The organism is Stenotrophomonas sp. YJH_SMC_101-4 (assembly GCF_059370395.1).
Window position 1 is genome coordinate 126,094 of the sequence record NZ_JCAFTP010000001.1, and the last position, 16,238, is coordinate 142,331.

Annotated in this window: 11 protein-coding genes; 7 read left to right on the forward strand and 4 right to left on the reverse strand. The window is 67.8% G+C overall.

Annotated elements, in window-relative coordinates; genetic code table 11:
* Window position 1: 1 nt before the first annotated feature.
* Complete coding sequence (locus tag AC5P8D_RS00645) at window positions 2–2,332, forward strand: TonB-dependent receptor (RefSeq protein ID WP_049482256.1); 2,331 nt, start codon at window positions 2–4, stop codon at window positions 2,330–2,332.
* A 75-nt stretch (window positions 2,333–2,407) separates the two neighbouring features.
* Here AC5P8D_RS00645 and AC5P8D_RS00650 read toward each other — a convergent pair whose 3' ends face one another.
* Window positions 2,408–3,481 carry a hypothetical protein gene (locus AC5P8D_RS00650; protein WP_053443323.1) on the reverse strand — a complete coding sequence of 358 codons (1,074 nt, stop codon included), beginning with the start codon at window positions 3,479–3,481 and terminating at the stop codon, window positions 2,408–2,410.
* 90 nt (window positions 3,482–3,571) lie between these two features.
* Window positions 3,572–4,651, reverse strand: a complete 1,080-nt coding sequence (rnd, locus tag AC5P8D_RS00655) for a ribonuclease D (protein WP_053443322.1) — start codon at window positions 4,649–4,651, stop codon at window positions 3,572–3,574.
* 84 nt (window positions 4,652–4,735) lie between these two features.
* On the opposite strand from rnd, the gene AC5P8D_RS00660 reads away from it, so the two are divergent.
* Window positions 4,736–6,622 (forward strand): formylglycine-generating enzyme family protein, encoded by a 1,887-nt coding sequence (locus AC5P8D_RS00660; protein ID WP_049437395.1) that lies wholly within the window; start codon window positions 4,736–4,738, stop codon window positions 6,620–6,622.
* Between the two features lie 89 nt (window positions 6,623–6,711).
* A complete protein-coding gene (locus AC5P8D_RS00665; RefSeq protein WP_019336850.1) occupies window positions 6,712–7,608 on the forward strand; it encodes a M48 family metallopeptidase in 897 nt (298 codons plus the stop codon).
* Window positions 7,609–8,154: 546 nt separating this feature from the next.
* Here AC5P8D_RS00665 and xseA read toward each other — a convergent pair.
* Window positions 8,155–9,486: an exodeoxyribonuclease VII large subunit gene (gene xseA, locus AC5P8D_RS00670; protein ID WP_043400889.1), complete on the reverse strand. Its 1,332-nt coding sequence runs from the start codon at window positions 9,484–9,486 to the stop codon at window positions 8,155–8,157.
* A 44-nt stretch (window positions 9,487–9,530) separates the two neighbouring features.
* Window positions 9,531–10,601: a tRNA epoxyqueuosine(34) reductase QueG gene (gene queG / locus AC5P8D_RS00675; RefSeq protein WP_241873158.1), complete on the reverse strand. Its 1,071-nt coding sequence runs from the start codon at window positions 10,599–10,601 to the stop codon at window positions 9,531–9,533.
* A gap of 23 nt (window positions 10,602–10,624) precedes the next feature.
* Between queG and AC5P8D_RS00680 the strand changes: the two genes are divergently transcribed.
* The 4 genes from AC5P8D_RS00680 to mutL all read left to right on the forward strand — a co-directional run bounded on the left by AC5P8D_RS00680 (window position 10,625) and on the right by mutL (window position 16,237).
* Complete coding sequence (locus tag AC5P8D_RS00680) at window positions 10,625–12,109, forward strand: NAD(P)H-hydrate dehydratase (RefSeq protein ID WP_171955220.1); 1,485 nt, start codon at window positions 10,625–10,627, stop codon at window positions 12,107–12,109.
* Entirely contained in the window at window positions 12,106–12,588 is a 483-nt protein-coding gene (tsaE, locus tag AC5P8D_RS00685; RefSeq protein WP_057503870.1) for a tRNA (adenosine(37)-N6)-threonylcarbamoyltransferase complex ATPase subunit type 1 TsaE, read from the forward strand. Before AC5P8D_RS00680 ends, tsaE begins: the two co-directional genes overlap by 4 nt.
* A gap of 82 nt (window positions 12,589–12,670) precedes the next feature.
* Window positions 12,671–14,239 carry an N-acetylmuramoyl-L-alanine amidase gene (locus AC5P8D_RS00690; protein WP_241877452.1) on the forward strand — a complete coding sequence of 523 codons (1,569 nt, stop codon included), beginning with the start codon at window positions 12,671–12,673 and terminating at the stop codon, window positions 14,237–14,239.
* Window positions 14,240–14,332: 93 nt separating this feature from the next.
* On the forward strand, window positions 14,333–16,237 hold the full coding sequence (gene mutL, locus AC5P8D_RS00695; protein WP_197654360.1) for a DNA mismatch repair endonuclease MutL: 1,905 nt from the start codon (window positions 14,333–14,335) through the stop codon (window positions 16,235–16,237).
* Window position 16,238 lies beyond the last annotated feature (1 nt).

Consider the following 16,238-nt stretch of genomic DNA (forward strand, 5'->3'; position numbering starts at 1 on the left):
CATGCCCTCCCATACCGATTCCCGCCGCCTGTCGGGTCTGTCGTCTTCCCTTGTTTCCTTCCGCCGCCACCCGCTGGCACTGGCCTGTGCCGGCCTGGCCCTGGTCGGCAGCTTCGGTGCCGCTGCGCAGGACAGCGCGCCGACCCCCACCGGGCTGGACACGATCACCGTGACCGCCGAACACCGTGAGCAGAACCTGCAGGAAGTGCCGGTTTCGGTCGGTGTGGTGCAGGGCGAGCGCATGCGCGACTTCACCGCTGGCGGCGACGACACCCTGCTGGCGCTGTCCGGCCGCGTGCCGAGCCTGTATGCGGAAACCACCACCGGCCGCATCTTCCCGCGCTTCTACATCCGCGGCCTGGGCAATATCGACTTCTACCTGGGCGCCTCGCAGCCGGTGTCGATCATCCAGGACGACGTGGTGCTGGAACACGTGGTGCTGAAGTCCAATCCGGTCTATGACGTGGACCAGGTGGAAGTGCTGCGCGGCCCGCAGGGCTCGCTGTTCGGTCGCAACACCACTGCTGGCATCGTCAAGTTCGACACCCTGAAGCCGACCCAGGACTACACCGGCCGCGTCAGCGCCAGCTACGCCACCTACAACAGCGTGTCGATCGACGGCGGCTTCGGCGGCCCGATCAACGACATCGCCTCGTTCCGCGTGTCGGCCCTGTACCAGCACCGCGACGACTACGTCGACAACACCTACAAGGGCCCGAGCGCCGACGGCACGGTCAGCCCGAAGAAGAACGCCATGGGCGGCTTCGATGACCGCAACGTGCGCGCGCAGCTGCTGCTGACCCCGAGCGACCAGTTCTCGATCCTGGCCTCGGCCCATGCTCGTGATTACGAAGGTACCTCGACCCTGTTCCTGCGCGGTGCGCTGACCAAGGGCTCGAACAAGACCGACGTGCCGCGCGACAAGGTTGCCTACGACGAAGCCGACAACAATCCGCAGGCCTACAAGACCTACGGCGGCTCGGTGAAGGCACGTTACGACTTCGGCGCGATCGACTTCACCTCGATCACCGCCTACGAAACCACCTCCGGCTACAGCCGTGGCGACACCGACGGCGGCGCTGCGGTGAACTTCCCGGTGAACGGCGTGCCGAACGGCTACGGCCAGTCGATGGGCCGCATCCGCGACCTGGACCAGTGGACCCAGGAATTCCGCCTGGCCAGCCATGACGACAGCGCGCTGCAGTGGCAGGCCGGTGCGTTCTACTTCAACGGCAGCGACACCACCGACTTCTACCAGCGCGCCTGGTTCCTGCAGGGCGCGGCACGCAATCCGAACAACTGGGTGCGCCTGCGCAACAAGAACACCTCGTGGGCCGGTTTCGGCCAGCTGAGCTACGCCTTCACCGACAAGTTCACCGTCACCGCCGGCCTGCGCCAGACCAGGGACGAGAAGCACACCCGCCTGCTGAAGACCGCCGACACCGCTGCCGGCGTGGTCACCTACAAGGGCCGCACCGACGTCAAGATGTCCGACACCACCCCGAGCTGGGATCTGAGCGCGATGTATCAGATCACGCCGGACGTGAGCGTCTACGCCAAGGTCGCGCGTGGCTTCCGTGGCCCGACCATCCAGGGCCGTTCGGCAGTGTTCAATGCCGACTTCACCACCGCCGATTCCGAGACGATCCTGTCCTGGGAAGCGGGCGTGAAGAGCAGCCTGTGGGACAACCGCCTGCGCCTGAACGCCACCGCGTTCACCTACACCGTCAACGACATCCAGCTCAACGGCAACGATTCGGACGGCAACGGCGTGCTGTTCAACGCCGACAAGGCCAAGGCCTACGGCTTCGAAGCCGACATGGAGCTGCGCCCGATCCCGAACCTGACCCTGAGCGCCGGCCTGAGCCTGCTGCACAGCGAGATCAAGGACAAGCGCGTCTACGCGCAGGTCTGCGGCCTCAACGGCCAGGTGGTCTGCACCGTCGGCGACCCGACCATCAAGGTCGGTGCCAACACCTTCGCGCAGATCGACGGCAACCCGCTGCCGAACGCGCCGAAGTACAACGTGAACCTGGCCGCCCGCTACGACTTCCCGGTCAGCGACGCCGGCACCATGTTCGTCTCCACCGACTGGAACAAGCAGGGTTACACCAGCTTCGTGCTGTACGACAGCAAGGAGTTCAACTCCAAGGGTGACTTCGAAGGTGGCCTGAAGATCGGCTACTCGGGCAACTACGGTGCCTACGAAGTTGCGCTGTTCGCGCGCAACATCACCAACGAGAAGAACCTCAAGGGTGTGATCGAGAACTACATGGCGGCGGTCTACAACGAACCGCGTACCGTGGGTGTCTCGCTGAATATGAACTGGTAAGCCTTACCCCGTCGTGTACCGGAAACGGCGCTCATCGAGCGCCGTTTTTCGTTGCTGGCCAGGCATCATCCGTGCTCAAGGCGTGGCGCTGACGCCCTTGCCCAGCGCTGCATCGGACGGCGCACTGGGGCCCAGCACCTGCAGCTGCATCGCCTCCATCCGCTCCAGTACCTTGCGCTGCTTGCCGTTGAGGCCGCGCGAGGTGATTGCGATGTGCTTGCGTGCAGCGTCCAGCGGCGCGGGTTGGTAGTGCACCGTGAAGCGGCGCAGGGCGCATCCCGTCAGCTTGTCGACCGGTGCGCAGTCGTTGGCGTTGAAATCGATATCGCCGTCGGCGGCAACAATGAAGGGGCTGAGCAGGATCTGCCCTTCGCGGGCAGTGAAGGCCAGTGGCGCGTGGGCCTTGGCGATGACCGCCTGGATGCGTACGGCAGGGATGTCTTCAGGGACGATCCTGTCATCCCAGTAGCCTTCGGTCGGGCGCGAGGTTTCGTAGTTCTGGGTGCCCCATGCCACGCAGTTGCCGGAGGCCACATGCACCGAGATGCAGACCTGCTGGGAGTGCTGATCGGTCAGGACGCCGGGTGGTACCCAGACCTTCTTCCAGGAATAGAAACGGTAATCGACGTCGGCCAGGCGGGTGGCGCCGATGTCCTTCGATACTTCGTCCGTGGTCCCCAGCGGCTTCAGCTTGGCCACGCGGGTGTTCAGGCGGTAGTTCTCCGCACCGTTCAGCAGATAGGTGCCCGGCGGAATCAGATGCACCTCGAACACGTCCATCAACACCGTCCGCTGCGGGCCGGTTTCCAGTTCGTTGGTGTTGAACAGCTGCACATAGCCCTGGGAGGGAATATCCTTGTGCTGGAAGGACACCCGCGTCGAGAACCCGGGTAGGTCGGTCGAGCGGTTGCCCAGATGAAAGCCGGGGACCGGAGAGCCGACACCTGGCCCGCCGTTGTGCACGACATACGGGGCCGGCACCAGCACGGCAACCAGACCGTCGCGGGTGGCACCGTCAATGATGTCCACCAGCTTGGCTGTGTTCTCCTTTTCCTGTGCATAGGAAAGCGGTGCGGCCTGCCCAGAGCATGCCAGGCCCAACGTGGTTAGCAGCAGTGCGCAGGCGGTCGCGATCTTGAGGGTCTGCATCGACGTCTCCTTGTCAGTACCGCCAAACCCTAGCACGGCCCCTGCAGGCTTGAGGTGCACGGCGCCGGCGTGGTCCGGCGCCTTGTGCCATCAACGTGCGGGCAGCAACGCCTGCAGCCGCGACTCCAGTTCCTGCTGGCGCCAGCCGGCCAGTGCGGCCGGCCATTGGCGGCGTTCCAGATAGCTTTCCAGATGCTTGCGGGAGGCCAGCACGCCATCCGGCAGGCCCAGCTCGCGGCTGCGTTCGGTCACCGCGTCCTGCAGCTTCTTCACTACCTGCTTGTTGCTGTCGTTGGCGGGCAGTGCCAGCGGTGCCTCGGCCTCATCGGCCAGCGGCGTGGACAGTGCCTGCCAGACCGCGCCTGCAAGCTTGCGCGGCGCCTTCGGGAACTGCTCGAACAGCCTGCCCAGTGCAGTCTCGTCGGCCGGTGGCGTGCGCGCCAGGGTGGCGGCCAGTTCGTTGTCCAGGATCCAGCTTCGCGGGCGGTCGCTGCTGCGCGCCTGCACATCACGCCAGCGCAGCAGGCGCAGCAGGCGGTGCTGTGCCGCCGCGTCGAGGAACTGCGCCGAGCGCATCGCCAGATGCGGCCAGCGGTCCTCGTCGTTGGCGACGCTGGCCAGCAGGCGCTCGCCATCGTCGTGCAGCCACTGCTGGCGGCCAAGCGTCTGCAGCTTGGCATCAATGGCGTCATGCAGCGCGAACAGGTGCTCGACATCGTCGGCGGCGTACTGCAGCTGCGACTCCGAAAGCGGGCGGCGCATCCAGTCCGAACGGGTTTCGCCCTTGGCCAGGGCGACGCCGGTGATTTCCGCCACCAGCTTCTGGTAGCCCATGCCGCCGCCGATGCCGGCCAGCGCGGCACCGATCTGGGTGTCGAACAGTGGTCGCGGCAGCACGCCGCACGCCCACTTGAAGGCGACCAGGTCTTCGCTGGCGCTGTGCATCACCTTGGTGATGGATTCATCGGCCAGCCACGGTGCCAGCGCCTCGGTCATGCCGGGAATCAGCGGGTCGATCAGCAGGATGTCCTGCCCGACCGCCATCTGCACCAGGGCCAGCTGCGGCCAGAAGGTGCGTTCACGGATGAATTCGGTGTCCAGGCCGATGCGGGTCGGGCGCTGCTGGAAGTACGCATCCAGCTCGGCGGGGGTGGTGATCCAGGTTGCCACGGTTCAGGGCCTACTACTCGGGTTTGCTCAGGCAGGGGAGAATAGCCTAACGTCGGTGCGCGTCCGTGCCGAAGGAGGCTCCGCTTGCGTTTTCCGTTGTCGTCCGCGCTGTGCACCGCCCTGGCCATGGCCTTGGCAGGCTGCACGCCGTCGCCCCCCACGGCAGCGGACCGGAGTGCCGGGGAGGAGGCGCGCCCGTCCGCGAACGCAGACAGCGACGAGCGCCCGCAGGCCGGGCAGGGCAGCGTGACCATCGCCGGTGAGGATGCCGCCGAGGACGTACAGCAGTGGACGCCGCCGCGGGTGGACCGCCAGGGCCGCAGCCTGGCCCAGTTGCGCCGCGCGGCCGGGCAGGCCTTCACTGAGGGCCGGCTGTATGAGGATGCCGATGCCGCCATTCCGCTGTGGCTGGCAGTACAGGAAGAGGACCCGGATGACCGCCAGGCCCGCCAGGGCCTGCAGCGTGCCCGCCAGCGCCTGCAGCAGCAGGCGGATGCGTTGCTGGTGCGGCCGCTGAAGCAGCGCGAGGCGCTGGCCGAGGCCAGCCGCCAGGCGCTGGTGCTGCTGACCTTGGCGCCCAAGGACGAGAAGGTACGCGCACTGCAGGGTCGGGTGGAGCTTGCGCAGCGGGTGGTCGCTTACAACCGCGCCGGTGAAGAGGACCTGCGCGCGGACCGGATCGGCGAGGACGGGGATGGCGCCATCGGCAACTTCCGCGAGGCGCTGGCACTGGACGAGAACAACAGCCGTGCACGGCAGGGACTGGCCGCGGCCGAAAGCGGGTTGATCCGTCGTGCCGAGGACGCTGCTCGCACGCGCGATTTCGCCAGCGCGGGCACCTGGCTGGCCGAAGCCAGCAAGGTGCGTGACTCGTCGCCGACCATTGCCGACGCGTTCGAGCGCATCGAGCAGATCCGTGCGGCGGCATTGCTGCAGTTGCGCGATGACGGCCTGCGCGACCTGTCCACGCCGCAGGGCCTGAAGCCGGCACGCGAGAAACTGGCCGAGGCCCTGCGCATCGCCCTGCCGGGAGACGCGGTGGTGGCCCAGCTGCGTGAGCGCATCGACCTGGCCACCCACTACGGCAGCTTCCGCCCGGGACAGGTGTTCAGCGACGCCATGCGTGATGGCGGACGCGGTCCGCAGATGGTGGTGGTGCCGCATGGCGGTTTCCAGATGGGCGCCGGTGATGCCGAACCGGGTTCGAGCGATGCTGAGCGACCATCGCACTATGTGCGCTTTGATCGAGGCTTCGCGATGGCGATCACCGAGGTCACGGTCAGCGATTTCCAGCGCTACGTGAAGGCCACCAACGCGCGCCCCCGGGCGACGCGGCGTGGCCATTCGGTGGTCTATGACGAACGCAGCGGCAATTTCATCCGCCGCAGCGGCGTGGACTGGCGCTCGGATTACGACGGTGGCCGCGCGATGGCCAATTCGCCGGTGATGCACGTCAGCATCCGCGATGCCGAAAACTATGCGGCGTGGTTGTCCGAGCAGACCGGGCGCAGCTACCGGTTGCCCAGTGAAGCAGAGTTCGAGTACGCGCTGCGCGGCGGCAACAGTGGTCGCTACCCCTGGGGCGATGCGGGCACGCCGCCGCCGGGCAGCGGCAATTTCACCGGCAGCAAGGATGTGTCGCCGTCCGGGCGGCATTGGCACAACGCCTTCATCGGCTATGGCGATGGCTGGTGGGGGCCGGCACCGGTAGGGAGTTTCCAGGCCAATGCCTTCGGCCTGCACGATATGGGCGGCAATCTCAGCGAATGGGTGGCCGATTGCTGGCATGCCAGCTACCGGCGCGCGCCCTCCGATGGCGCCGCCTGGTTCAACCCGGGCTGTCGCGCACGGGTGATCCGGGGGGGCAACTGGGCCAATGCGCCGGAGCAGACCCGCGCCGCCTGGCGGCAATCCCAGGACTCGGATACCACCAACGCGCGCATCGGCTTCCGCCTGGTACGCGGCATCTGATCGGCAGCCGGCTTCACCCGTTGCTGGCATCGGCGCACTAAGATTGCGCCGTGCCCGCCGGCCGGCGGGGCCTGCTGGAAGCCGACCCGATGCGCAACGATCCCTTTTCCCGCCCGCCACAAGGCTCGCAGCGCCGCGGCCTGTTCGGCAACATCCGCTGGTGGGTGCTGCTGCTGGCCGCCGGCTACGCGGTCTTCTACTGGTTTTCCAACCGCACGGTGGATCCCTATACCGGCGAGAAGGTGATGATCGACAGCAGCCTGGACGCGCGCCAGGAGACTGCTTTGGGGCTGCAGGCCTACCAGCAGATCCTGTCGCAGGAACGGCCGATGGACCCCAATGCACCGATCGCGCGTGATGTGCGTGACATCGCCCAGCGCCTGATCGCCAAGGTCGATGTGGTGGAGACCGCGCTGGCCCAGGAGCATGGCGTGCAGCCGGCGCACTTCGCGCGGGATTTCCAGTGGGAAGTGAACGTGATTCCGTCCGACCAGGCCAATGCGTTCTGCCTGCCGGGCGGCAAGATGGCGGTCTACACCGGGCTGGTGCCGGTGGCGCGCACCCGCGATGCGATGGCGGTGGTGATGGGCCACGAGATCGCGCATGCGCTGCTGCGCCATGGTGCACAGCGCATGGCCCAGCAGAAGCTGACCCAGATCGGGCAGGTGGCCGGCGCCGCCAGCGGCATGGATGCGCAGCAGCAACAGATGATGATGTCAGCGATGGGCTACGGTTACCTGTTGCCGTATGCACGCAGCCACGAGACACAGGCCGACGAAGTGGGCCTGATGCTGGCGGCGGCGGCGTGCTTCGACCCACGCGAGGCGGTGCCGCTGTGGCAGCGCATGGGCCAGGCCAGTGGTGGCCAGTCACCACCGGAGTTTTCCTCGACCCACCCGAACCCGGGCACCCGCATCCAGAACCTGCAGGCGCTGATGCCGAAGGCACTCGAGTACCGGCAGAAGTTCTGCGAGCAGGCAAAGTAGAGGGTGTTCGGCAGGGCTTGCAGCCCTGCACCTGCCGAAGCCAGAGCAACAGCAACCGCAACCGCCGAAGCAAAAGCTGGCTATCCGTGGGATGGCGGGGTGGGTCCGGTTGCGGGAGACGCCGTAAACCCGTCCATGGGGGCTTGGCCGCGGCATCCATGCCGCGGACACTCCCGTAACCGGACCCACCCCGCCTTCGACAGATTTCTGCGACCTGCAGTAGATCCACGCCATGCGCGGATGCTTTTCGATCTCGATTCGAAATATTCGATTCCGATGGAGATTCATCCACACATGCGTGGATCTACCGTGTCGACCAAGGTCGACACCTACCAACAGCCACCGGAATCTGTCAGAGGTGGGGCGGTGTCGGAGTGCGGGGTGTCAGCCGCATGGATGCGGCTGCCAAGCCTACAAGGACGTACTTGCGGCGTCCCCGCACTCCGACATCGCCCCGCCATCCCACGGAATGCCTGCTTTTGACGTTGACGTTGCCTTGGCTTGAAGCCTCTGTGGGTGCAGGGCGCAGCCCTGCCGAACAACCCTCTACTTGACCTGCACGTCGATCACGCCGTCGCCGACGCGCGCCTGCAGCGCATCGCCAGGCTGCACCTGATCGACCTTCCGCACCAGAGTGCCGTCGTCGCTGCGGGTGAGGATGCTGTAGCCGCGGGCCACGGTCGCCAGCGGGCTGACCGCTTCCAGCGAACGCGCCAGCCCGCGCAGGTGCAGTGCATCGCGTTCCAGCAGGCGCTGCATTGCAGCCTGCGGACGCCCACGCAGGGCGGCGAGGCGGCGCTGCATCGCGTCGAGCTGGCGCTGCGGATGGTGCCCGCGCAACACCGCCGCTGCATGGCGCAGGCGTGCGGCACGGCGTTCCTGCTGCTGATTGAACGCGGCATGCAGGCGCCGGCCCAGGTCCAGCTGGCGGCGACGCAGCAGATCCAGCCTGGCCTGCGGGCTCTGCGCGCTGAGGCGCAGCAGCGCACGGTCGGCACGCTGCATCGCCTGCTGCATCGTGTGCCGCTGCAGCTGCACCATGCGTGCCGCCGTGCGGCGCAGGCGCAGCGCCAGTTCGCGCTGGTCCGGCACCAGCAGTTCGGCGGCCACCGACGGTGTCGGCGCGCGCAGGTCGGCGGCGAAGTCGCTCAAGCTGAAGTCGGTTTCGTGGCCCACCGCCGACACCACCGGGGTGCGGCTGGCGGCGATCGCACGGGCCAGTGCTTCATCGTTGAAGGCCCACAGGTCTTCCAGTGAACCGCCGCCGCGGGTCAGCAGGATCACGTCGTAGCGACCACTGGCATCGGCGGCCTGCAGCAGGCGGGTGATCTGTGCAGCGGCGCTGCTGCCCTGCACCAGGGTCGGCAGCAAGTCCACTTCAAGCAGCGGGAAGCGGCGGGCCAGCACGCTCAGCACGTCGCGCACGGCGGCGCCGGTGGGCGAGGTGATCACTGCCAGGCGCTGCACGTGCGCGGGCAGCGGCCGCTTGCGCGCCGGGTCGAACAGGCCCTCGGCCTCCAGGCGTGCCTTCAGCTCTTCGAAGGCGCGGCGCAATGCGCCTTCGCCGGCTTCCTCCATGTGGTCCAGCACCATCTGGTACTCGCCACGAGCGTCATACAGGGTCACCTTGCCACGCACCAGCACGCGCATGCCTTCGCGCGGCACGAACTTCAGGTACTGCGCCTTCATCCGGAACATCGCCGCGCGCAGCTGCGCGCGTGCGTCCTTCAGGGTGAAATACAGGTGCCCGGAGGAAGGGCGGGCCACGCTGCCCAGCTCGGCCTCGACCCAGATCGCCGGGAAGCTGCCTTCCAGCAGGTCGCGGGCCAGGGTGTTGAGCTGGCTGGGGGTGAGGATGTCGTTGTTGCGTGGCTGCATGGGAACGGCGTGCTGCGGGTGGAGCGGGTGCTCAGGATCGCACGTCAGCGCGCCGTGTGCTGGCCCAGCGCCCACTGCACGTGTTCACGCACCAGCGGCGAGGGATCGTCGATGCGGGTCTGCAGTGCAGCGAGCGCTTCGACCGAAGAGGGGGCATTGCCCAGCGCCACGGCGATGTTGCGCAGCCAGCGCTCGTGGCCGCTGCGCCGGATCGGGCTGCCTTCGGTGCGGCGCAGGAACTCGGCTTCATCCCAGGCGAACAGCTGGTCCAGCCGCGCGGTATCGAGGTTGTTGCGTGCGCGGAAGTCGGCTTCGTCGGTGCGCTTGGCGAACTTGTTCCAGGGGCACACCAGCTGGCAGTCGTCACAGCCGTAGATGCGGTTTCCGATCAACGGCCGCATGTCTTCGGGGATGGCACCGTTGTGCTCGATGGTCAGGTAGGAGATACAGCGCCGCGCATCCAGGCGCTGCGGGCCGGTGATGGCCTGGGTCGGGCAGACATCGATGCAGCGCGTGCAGGTACCGCAATGTGCAGTGGCCGGAGCATCGATCGGCAGCGGGATATCGATGTAGATCTCGCCGATGAAGAACCATGAGCCGCCATGACGGTCGATCAGGCAGGTGTGCTTGCCGATCCAGCCGAGACCGGCATTGCGCGCCAGTGCGCGTTCCAGCACGGGGGCCGAATCGACGAACACGCGGTAGCCCAGCGGTGCCACTTCATCGTTGATCTGCGTGGCCAGCTTCTGCAGGCGGTTGCGCATCAGCTTGTGGTAGTCGCGGCCCAGCGCGTAGCGGGCCACGTAGGCACGTCCCGGGTCGGCCAGGGTCGCCCAGGCTTCGGTGTCGTCCTTGTGGCTGTAGTCCATGCCTACCGAGATCACCCGTACGGTGCCGGGCAGCAGCTCCGCAGGGCGCGCGCGCAGGGTGCCGTGGCGCGCCATCCAGTCCATCGTGCCGTACAGGCCCTGGCCCAGCCAGTCGGCCAGGTGCGCTTCATCCTCGCCCAGCTCGATGCCGGCGATGCCGCAGCGCTGGAAGCCATGCGCACGGGCCAGTTCGCGGATGCGCTGCACGGCCTGGGCCGGATCGACAGGGGTGGGGGCAGGGGACATGTGCACCAGTATAAAATCCCTGCATGGCCAACCTCGCCGATCTGTTCGATTCTGCTGCCGCGCGTGCGCTTGATGCGCAGGCCTCGGCACTGGCTGCCGAGGGCGGCTGGGGCCTGATGGCGCAGGCCGGCCAGGCTGCCTGGCAGTGCCTGCTGCAGCACTGGCCGCAGGCGCGGCGGATCGGCGTGGTGGTCGGAGCGGGCAACAACGGTGGCGATGGCCATGTGCTGGCCCGCCACGCGCTGCAGGCCGGGCGTGAGGTGATGGTGATCGCCTTGCCGGGGAAGTCACCGTCAACCGTGCTGGCACAGCGTGCGGCATCGGAATTCAAGTCCGGCGGCGGCACCATCACCGATTTCGACGGCGCGCTGCCCGAGGCTGATATCTGGGTCGATGCCCTGTTCGGTCTGGGCTTCGATCGCGCGCCGGAAGGCGTGGCGCAGGCGCTGATTGTCGCGCTCAACGCGCAGGCGGTACCGGTATTGGCGCTGGACGTCCCCAGTGGCGTCGATGCCGATCGCGGTGCCGTACCGGGCGTGGCCGTGAAGGCCGCTTTGACCCTGCAGTTCATCGTGCCGCATCGCGGGCTGTATACCGGCGACGCGCTGGATCATTGCGGCCAGAAGGCGCTGGCGCCGCTGCAGCTGCCCGCGGCCGCACGGCAGGGCGTGTCACCCGCCGCGGAGCACTGGACCCAGGCCCGCTTGCCGGCACTGCTGCCGCCGCGCCGCGCCAACACCCACAAGGGCGAATCCGGGCACGTGCTGTGCGTCGGCGGCAACCATGGCAGCGGCGGCGCCATCGCCATGGCGGCCGAGGCCGCTTTGCGTGCGGGCGCGGGATTGCTGAGCCTGGGTACCCGCCGCGATCACGTCGGTCCGTTGCTGGCGCGCCTGCCGGAGGCGATGACCCATGCGCTGGAAGACGGCGATGTGCTGCCGGCGCTGCTGGACAAGGCCAGGGTGGTCGCGATTGGCCCCGGTCTGGGCCAGGACGAATGGGCGCTTGCACTGTTTGCGCGGGTGCTGGCCAGCGCCAAACCGCTGGTGGTCGACGCCGATGCGCTGAACCTGCTGGCGCAGGATCCGCGCGCGCTACCGGACGCCATCCTTACGCCACATCCGGGCGAGGCCGCGCGCCTGCTCGGCTGCAGTACCGCTGACATCCAGGCTGATCGCTACCGCTGTGCGCAGGCGTTGGCCGAACGCTTCCACGCCGTGGTGGTGCTGAAGGGCGCAGGCAGCATCGTGACGGCCCCCGGGCAGGCGCCACGGCTGATCGGTGCAGGCAATCCCGGCATGGCCGTGGGAGGCATGGGCGACCTACTCACCGGCATCATTGCCAGCCTGCGCGCGCAGGGGCTGGCCGCCTTCGACGCTGCCGCCGCTGGTGCACTGCTGCATGCGCTCGCGGGCGACGCCGCGGCCGCCGATGGCGTGCGCGGCCTGCTTCCTACTGATCTGCTGTCGCCGTTGCGGCGACTGGCCAACCCGGAACTCTCTCGATGATCGATTTCTTCCTTGCCGACAGCGATGCCACTGAACTGCTCGGGCAATGGCTGGCGGCCACCCGGCCGCCGCAGGCGCTGGTCGAACTGCGCGGCGACCTGGGCGCCGGCAAATCCACCACCGCCCGCGCACTGCTGCGCGCGCTGGGCGTGCAGGGCGCTATCCGCAGCCCCACCTACACCCTGGTCGAGCGCTATCCGCTGGCCAGTGGCGGTGAGGCGTGGCACTTGGACCTGTACCGCATCGGCCAGGCCGGTGAGCTGGATTTCCTCGGCCTGGACGAGGGCAGCGCGGTGCTGTGGCTGGTGGAATGGCCGGAACGCGGCGCCGGCGCGCTACCGCCGACCGACCTGGTGGTGGCGCTGGAGATCGAGGGGCAGGGGCGTCGCGCGCGTCTCACTGGAGTAAGCGACGTCGGACATGAATGGCTGAAGCGGCTTCCCAAGGGGGGCGACTTGCAGGCCATTTCTGTCGGCTGACGAGAACAAAGACCGGCAGGTTACGGATTATTAAGGAAAAAGGTGTTGCATTCCGTTCAGCGCGGTGATTGAATCCTGAGCCATGCGCCCGGGGAACCGACTCATCGCTATCTGTGCCGCCGTCGGACTGGGTCTGGCGAGCGTCAGTGCGTGGGCCGGTGAAGTCCGCCAGGTCCTGCTGAATACCGGCGCTACCGGCACCCGTGCCGAAATCTCGCTGGTCGGCAGTGGCGGCTACAAGACGCTTTCTCTGGCCGGTCCGAACCGCCTGGTGGTCGATTTCCCCGACTCCAGCGCCATACGCAACCTGAAAATGCCGGCTGCGCAGGGCGTGGTTACGGCGGTGCGTACCGGACAGCCGGTGCCGGGCACCTTCCGTGTCGTTTTCGACCTTGCTGAATCGGTGGCGCCGTTCCGCCCACAGATGCAGCGCGAGGGCAATGAATCCAAGCTGGTGATCGAATGGCCGGGCGATGGCCCGGCCGTGGCCGCCAGCCGTCCTGCAGTGACGCCGGCGGTGCAGCCACAGGCACCGGTCAACACGCCTGCACCGACGCCGACGCCGGCGGAGAGCGCGCAGTCGCGTTCCGATGCTGCGCGTGCCACCGCGCTGCTGACTGCCCAGGTTCGCCAGCAGGCCAGTGCCACTGCCGCCGCGCCGGCCACGCCCACCCCGGCGCCGTCCACTGCACCGGCCCAGGTCGCGGCGGCCGGTACCGTGGCCAGCAGCTCGCCTTCTTCGTCGCCGGCCGCGATCCTGGCTGGACAGCGCACCGCAGCGGTGGTGACCACGCCGCCGGCTACGGTGCCCGCACCGGCACCGACGACGGTGGAACCGCCGCGTCCGGCCATGCCCAGCGATGCGTCGCGCATCCGCATGCAGGCTGGCATGCGTCATCTGGTGGTGGCCATCGATCCGGGTCACGGCGGCCAGGATCCGGGCGCGATCGGCCCGACCGGCAAGCGCGAAAAGGATGTGACCCTGGCGGTGGCGCGTGAACTGGCCCGCCAGGTCAATGCGACGCCGGGCCTGAAGGCCTACCTCACCCGCGACAGCGACGTGTTCATCCCGCTGCCGATGCGCGCACAGAAGGCGCGTGCGAACAAGGCCGACATCTTCATTTCGATCCATGCCGACGCGGCCGAAAACCGTTCGGCCACCGGTTCGTCGGTGTACGTGCTGTCGACCAAGGGCGCCTCTTCGCAGCGCGCCCGCTGGCTGGCGGACAAGGAAAACGCGGCCGACCTGGTCGGTGGCGTGCGCCTGCAGCAGACCGAAGGCACGCTTGCCAACGTGCTGCTGGATCTGGCCCAGAGCGGCTACATGAAGGCGTCCGAGGACGCGGCCGGCCACGTGCTGGGCGGCCTGAAGCGGATCGGCAACAACCACAAGCCGAACATCGAGCGCGCCAACTTCGCGGTGCTGCGCACCTCGGACATGCCGGCGATGCTGGTGGAAACCGCGTTCATCTCCAACCCGGATGAAGAGCGCCGCCTGATCGACCCGGCCTACCAGCGCAAGATCGCCGGTGCCGTGCTGGACGGTGTGCACACCTTCTTCAGCCGCCAGCCGCCACCGGGCACGTTGTATGCCGCCCGCGCCCAGGCCGAGATCGACGCAGCCGGCACCATGGCCGGCGGCAGCAAGTAACCCGTTCCGCGTGCCGGGTAGCGCCGGGCCATGCCCGGCGGGCGTGTGGCTCCGCTATCATCGACCCATGAAGTCTGCTGCCCATCCTCTCCCATGAGCGCGCCCGGCCCGCGCCCGATCCGGCCGTTGCCGGAGATCCTCATCAACCAGATCGCCGCCGGCGAAGTGGTCGAACGTCCCGCGTCGGTAGTCAAGGAGCTGGTCGAGAACGCGATCGACGCCGGTGCCAGCCGCGTTGATATCGATCTTGAAGAGGGCGGTGTACGCCTGATCCGCATCCGCGACAACGGCAGTGGCATCGCACCGGAACAGCTGCCGCTGGCGGTATCGCGCCATGCCACCAGCAAGATCGCCGATCTGGACGACCTCGAATCGGTGGCCACGCTCGGCTTCCGGGGTGAAGCGCTGCCGTCGATCGCCTCGGTCAGCCGTTTCACCCTTTCCTCGCGTCGCGCACATGATGAACACGGTTCGGCGCTGCAGATCGAAGGCGGCAAGATCGGCGAAGTGACCCCGCGCGCGCATGCGCCGGGCACCACGGTAGAAGTGCGCGAGCTGTTCTACAACGTACCGGCGCGGCGCAAGTTCCTGCGCGCCGAGCGTACCGAGCTGGGCCATATCGAAGAATGGCTGCGTTCGCTGGCGCTGGCGCGGCCGGATGTCGAGCTGCGCGTGTCGCACAACGGCAAGGCCTCGCGCCGCTACAAGCCGGGCGATCTGTATTCCGATGCGCGATTGGCTGAAACGCTGGGCGAGGATTTCGCCAACCAGGCCGTGCGCGTCGACCACAGTGGTGCCGGCCTGCGCCTGCACGGCTGGATCGCGCAACCGCATTATTCGCGCGCCAGCGCCGACCAGCAGTACCTGTACGTCAACGGCCGTTCGGTGCGCGACCGCAGCGTCGCCCATGCGGTGAAGATGGCTTACGGCGACGTGCTGTACCACGGCCGCCAGCCGGCCTATGTGCTGTTCCTTGAGCTCGACCCGACCCGCGTTGATGTCAACGTGCACCCGGCCAAGCACGAGGTGCGTTTCCGTGATTCGCGGCTGGTGCATGATTTTGTCTACCGCACGCTGAAGGATGCGCTGGCCGATACCCGTGCCGGCATGTCGGCGCAGGACATCGGTGCCGGGTCCGCGCATCCGGCGGATGCAGGTGCGGCATCGATGGTCTCCAGTGCGGGCGCCTCCGGTTTCGGTCTGGTCCGCGGTGCCGCACCGGGTGCCGGTTCGAGTGGCGGCGGTGGTGGATTCTCTGGTTGGCGCCCGCAGCAACCGCTGGGGCTGCAGGTGGCCGATGCTCCGGCTGCCTATGCCGCGCTGTATGCCGCACCAGCCGGCGCCGAGCGCGGTGCTGCGCTGCCGCCAATGCCGACCGAGAACGGACTGCCGGTCACCAGTGCCGACGCAGGCGTGCCGCCGCTGGGCTACGCGATCGCGCAGCTGCATGGCATCTACATCCTGGCCGAGAATGCAGAAGGCTTGATCGTGGTCGATATGCATGCCGCGCACGAGCGCATCGGTTACGAGCGCCTGAAGAACGCGCACGACGGTATCGGCCTGCAGTCGCAGCCGCTGCTGGTGCCGATCACGCTGGCAGTGGGCGAGCGTGAGGCCGACACTGCCGAAAGCGAAGCCGACACACTGGCGGCGCTCGGCTTCGAGGTGACCCGCGCCGGCCCCGGATCCCTGCATGTGCGCAGCATTCCAGCGCTGTTGGCGCATGCCGAACCGGAAGGGCTGCTGCGCGACGTGCTGACCGACCTGCGCGAACACGGCCAGAGCCGGCGCGTGGCCAGTGCGCGCGATGAACTGCTGTCGACCATGGCCTGCCATGGTGCGGTGCGCGCCAACCGGCGCCTGACCGTGCCGGAGATGAACGCGCTGCTGCGCGACATGGAAATCACCGAGCGGTCTGGCCAGTGCAACCACGGCCGACCGACCTGGGCCCGTTTTTCGCTGGCGGAGATCGACCGCTGGTTCCTGCGCGGACGTTGAG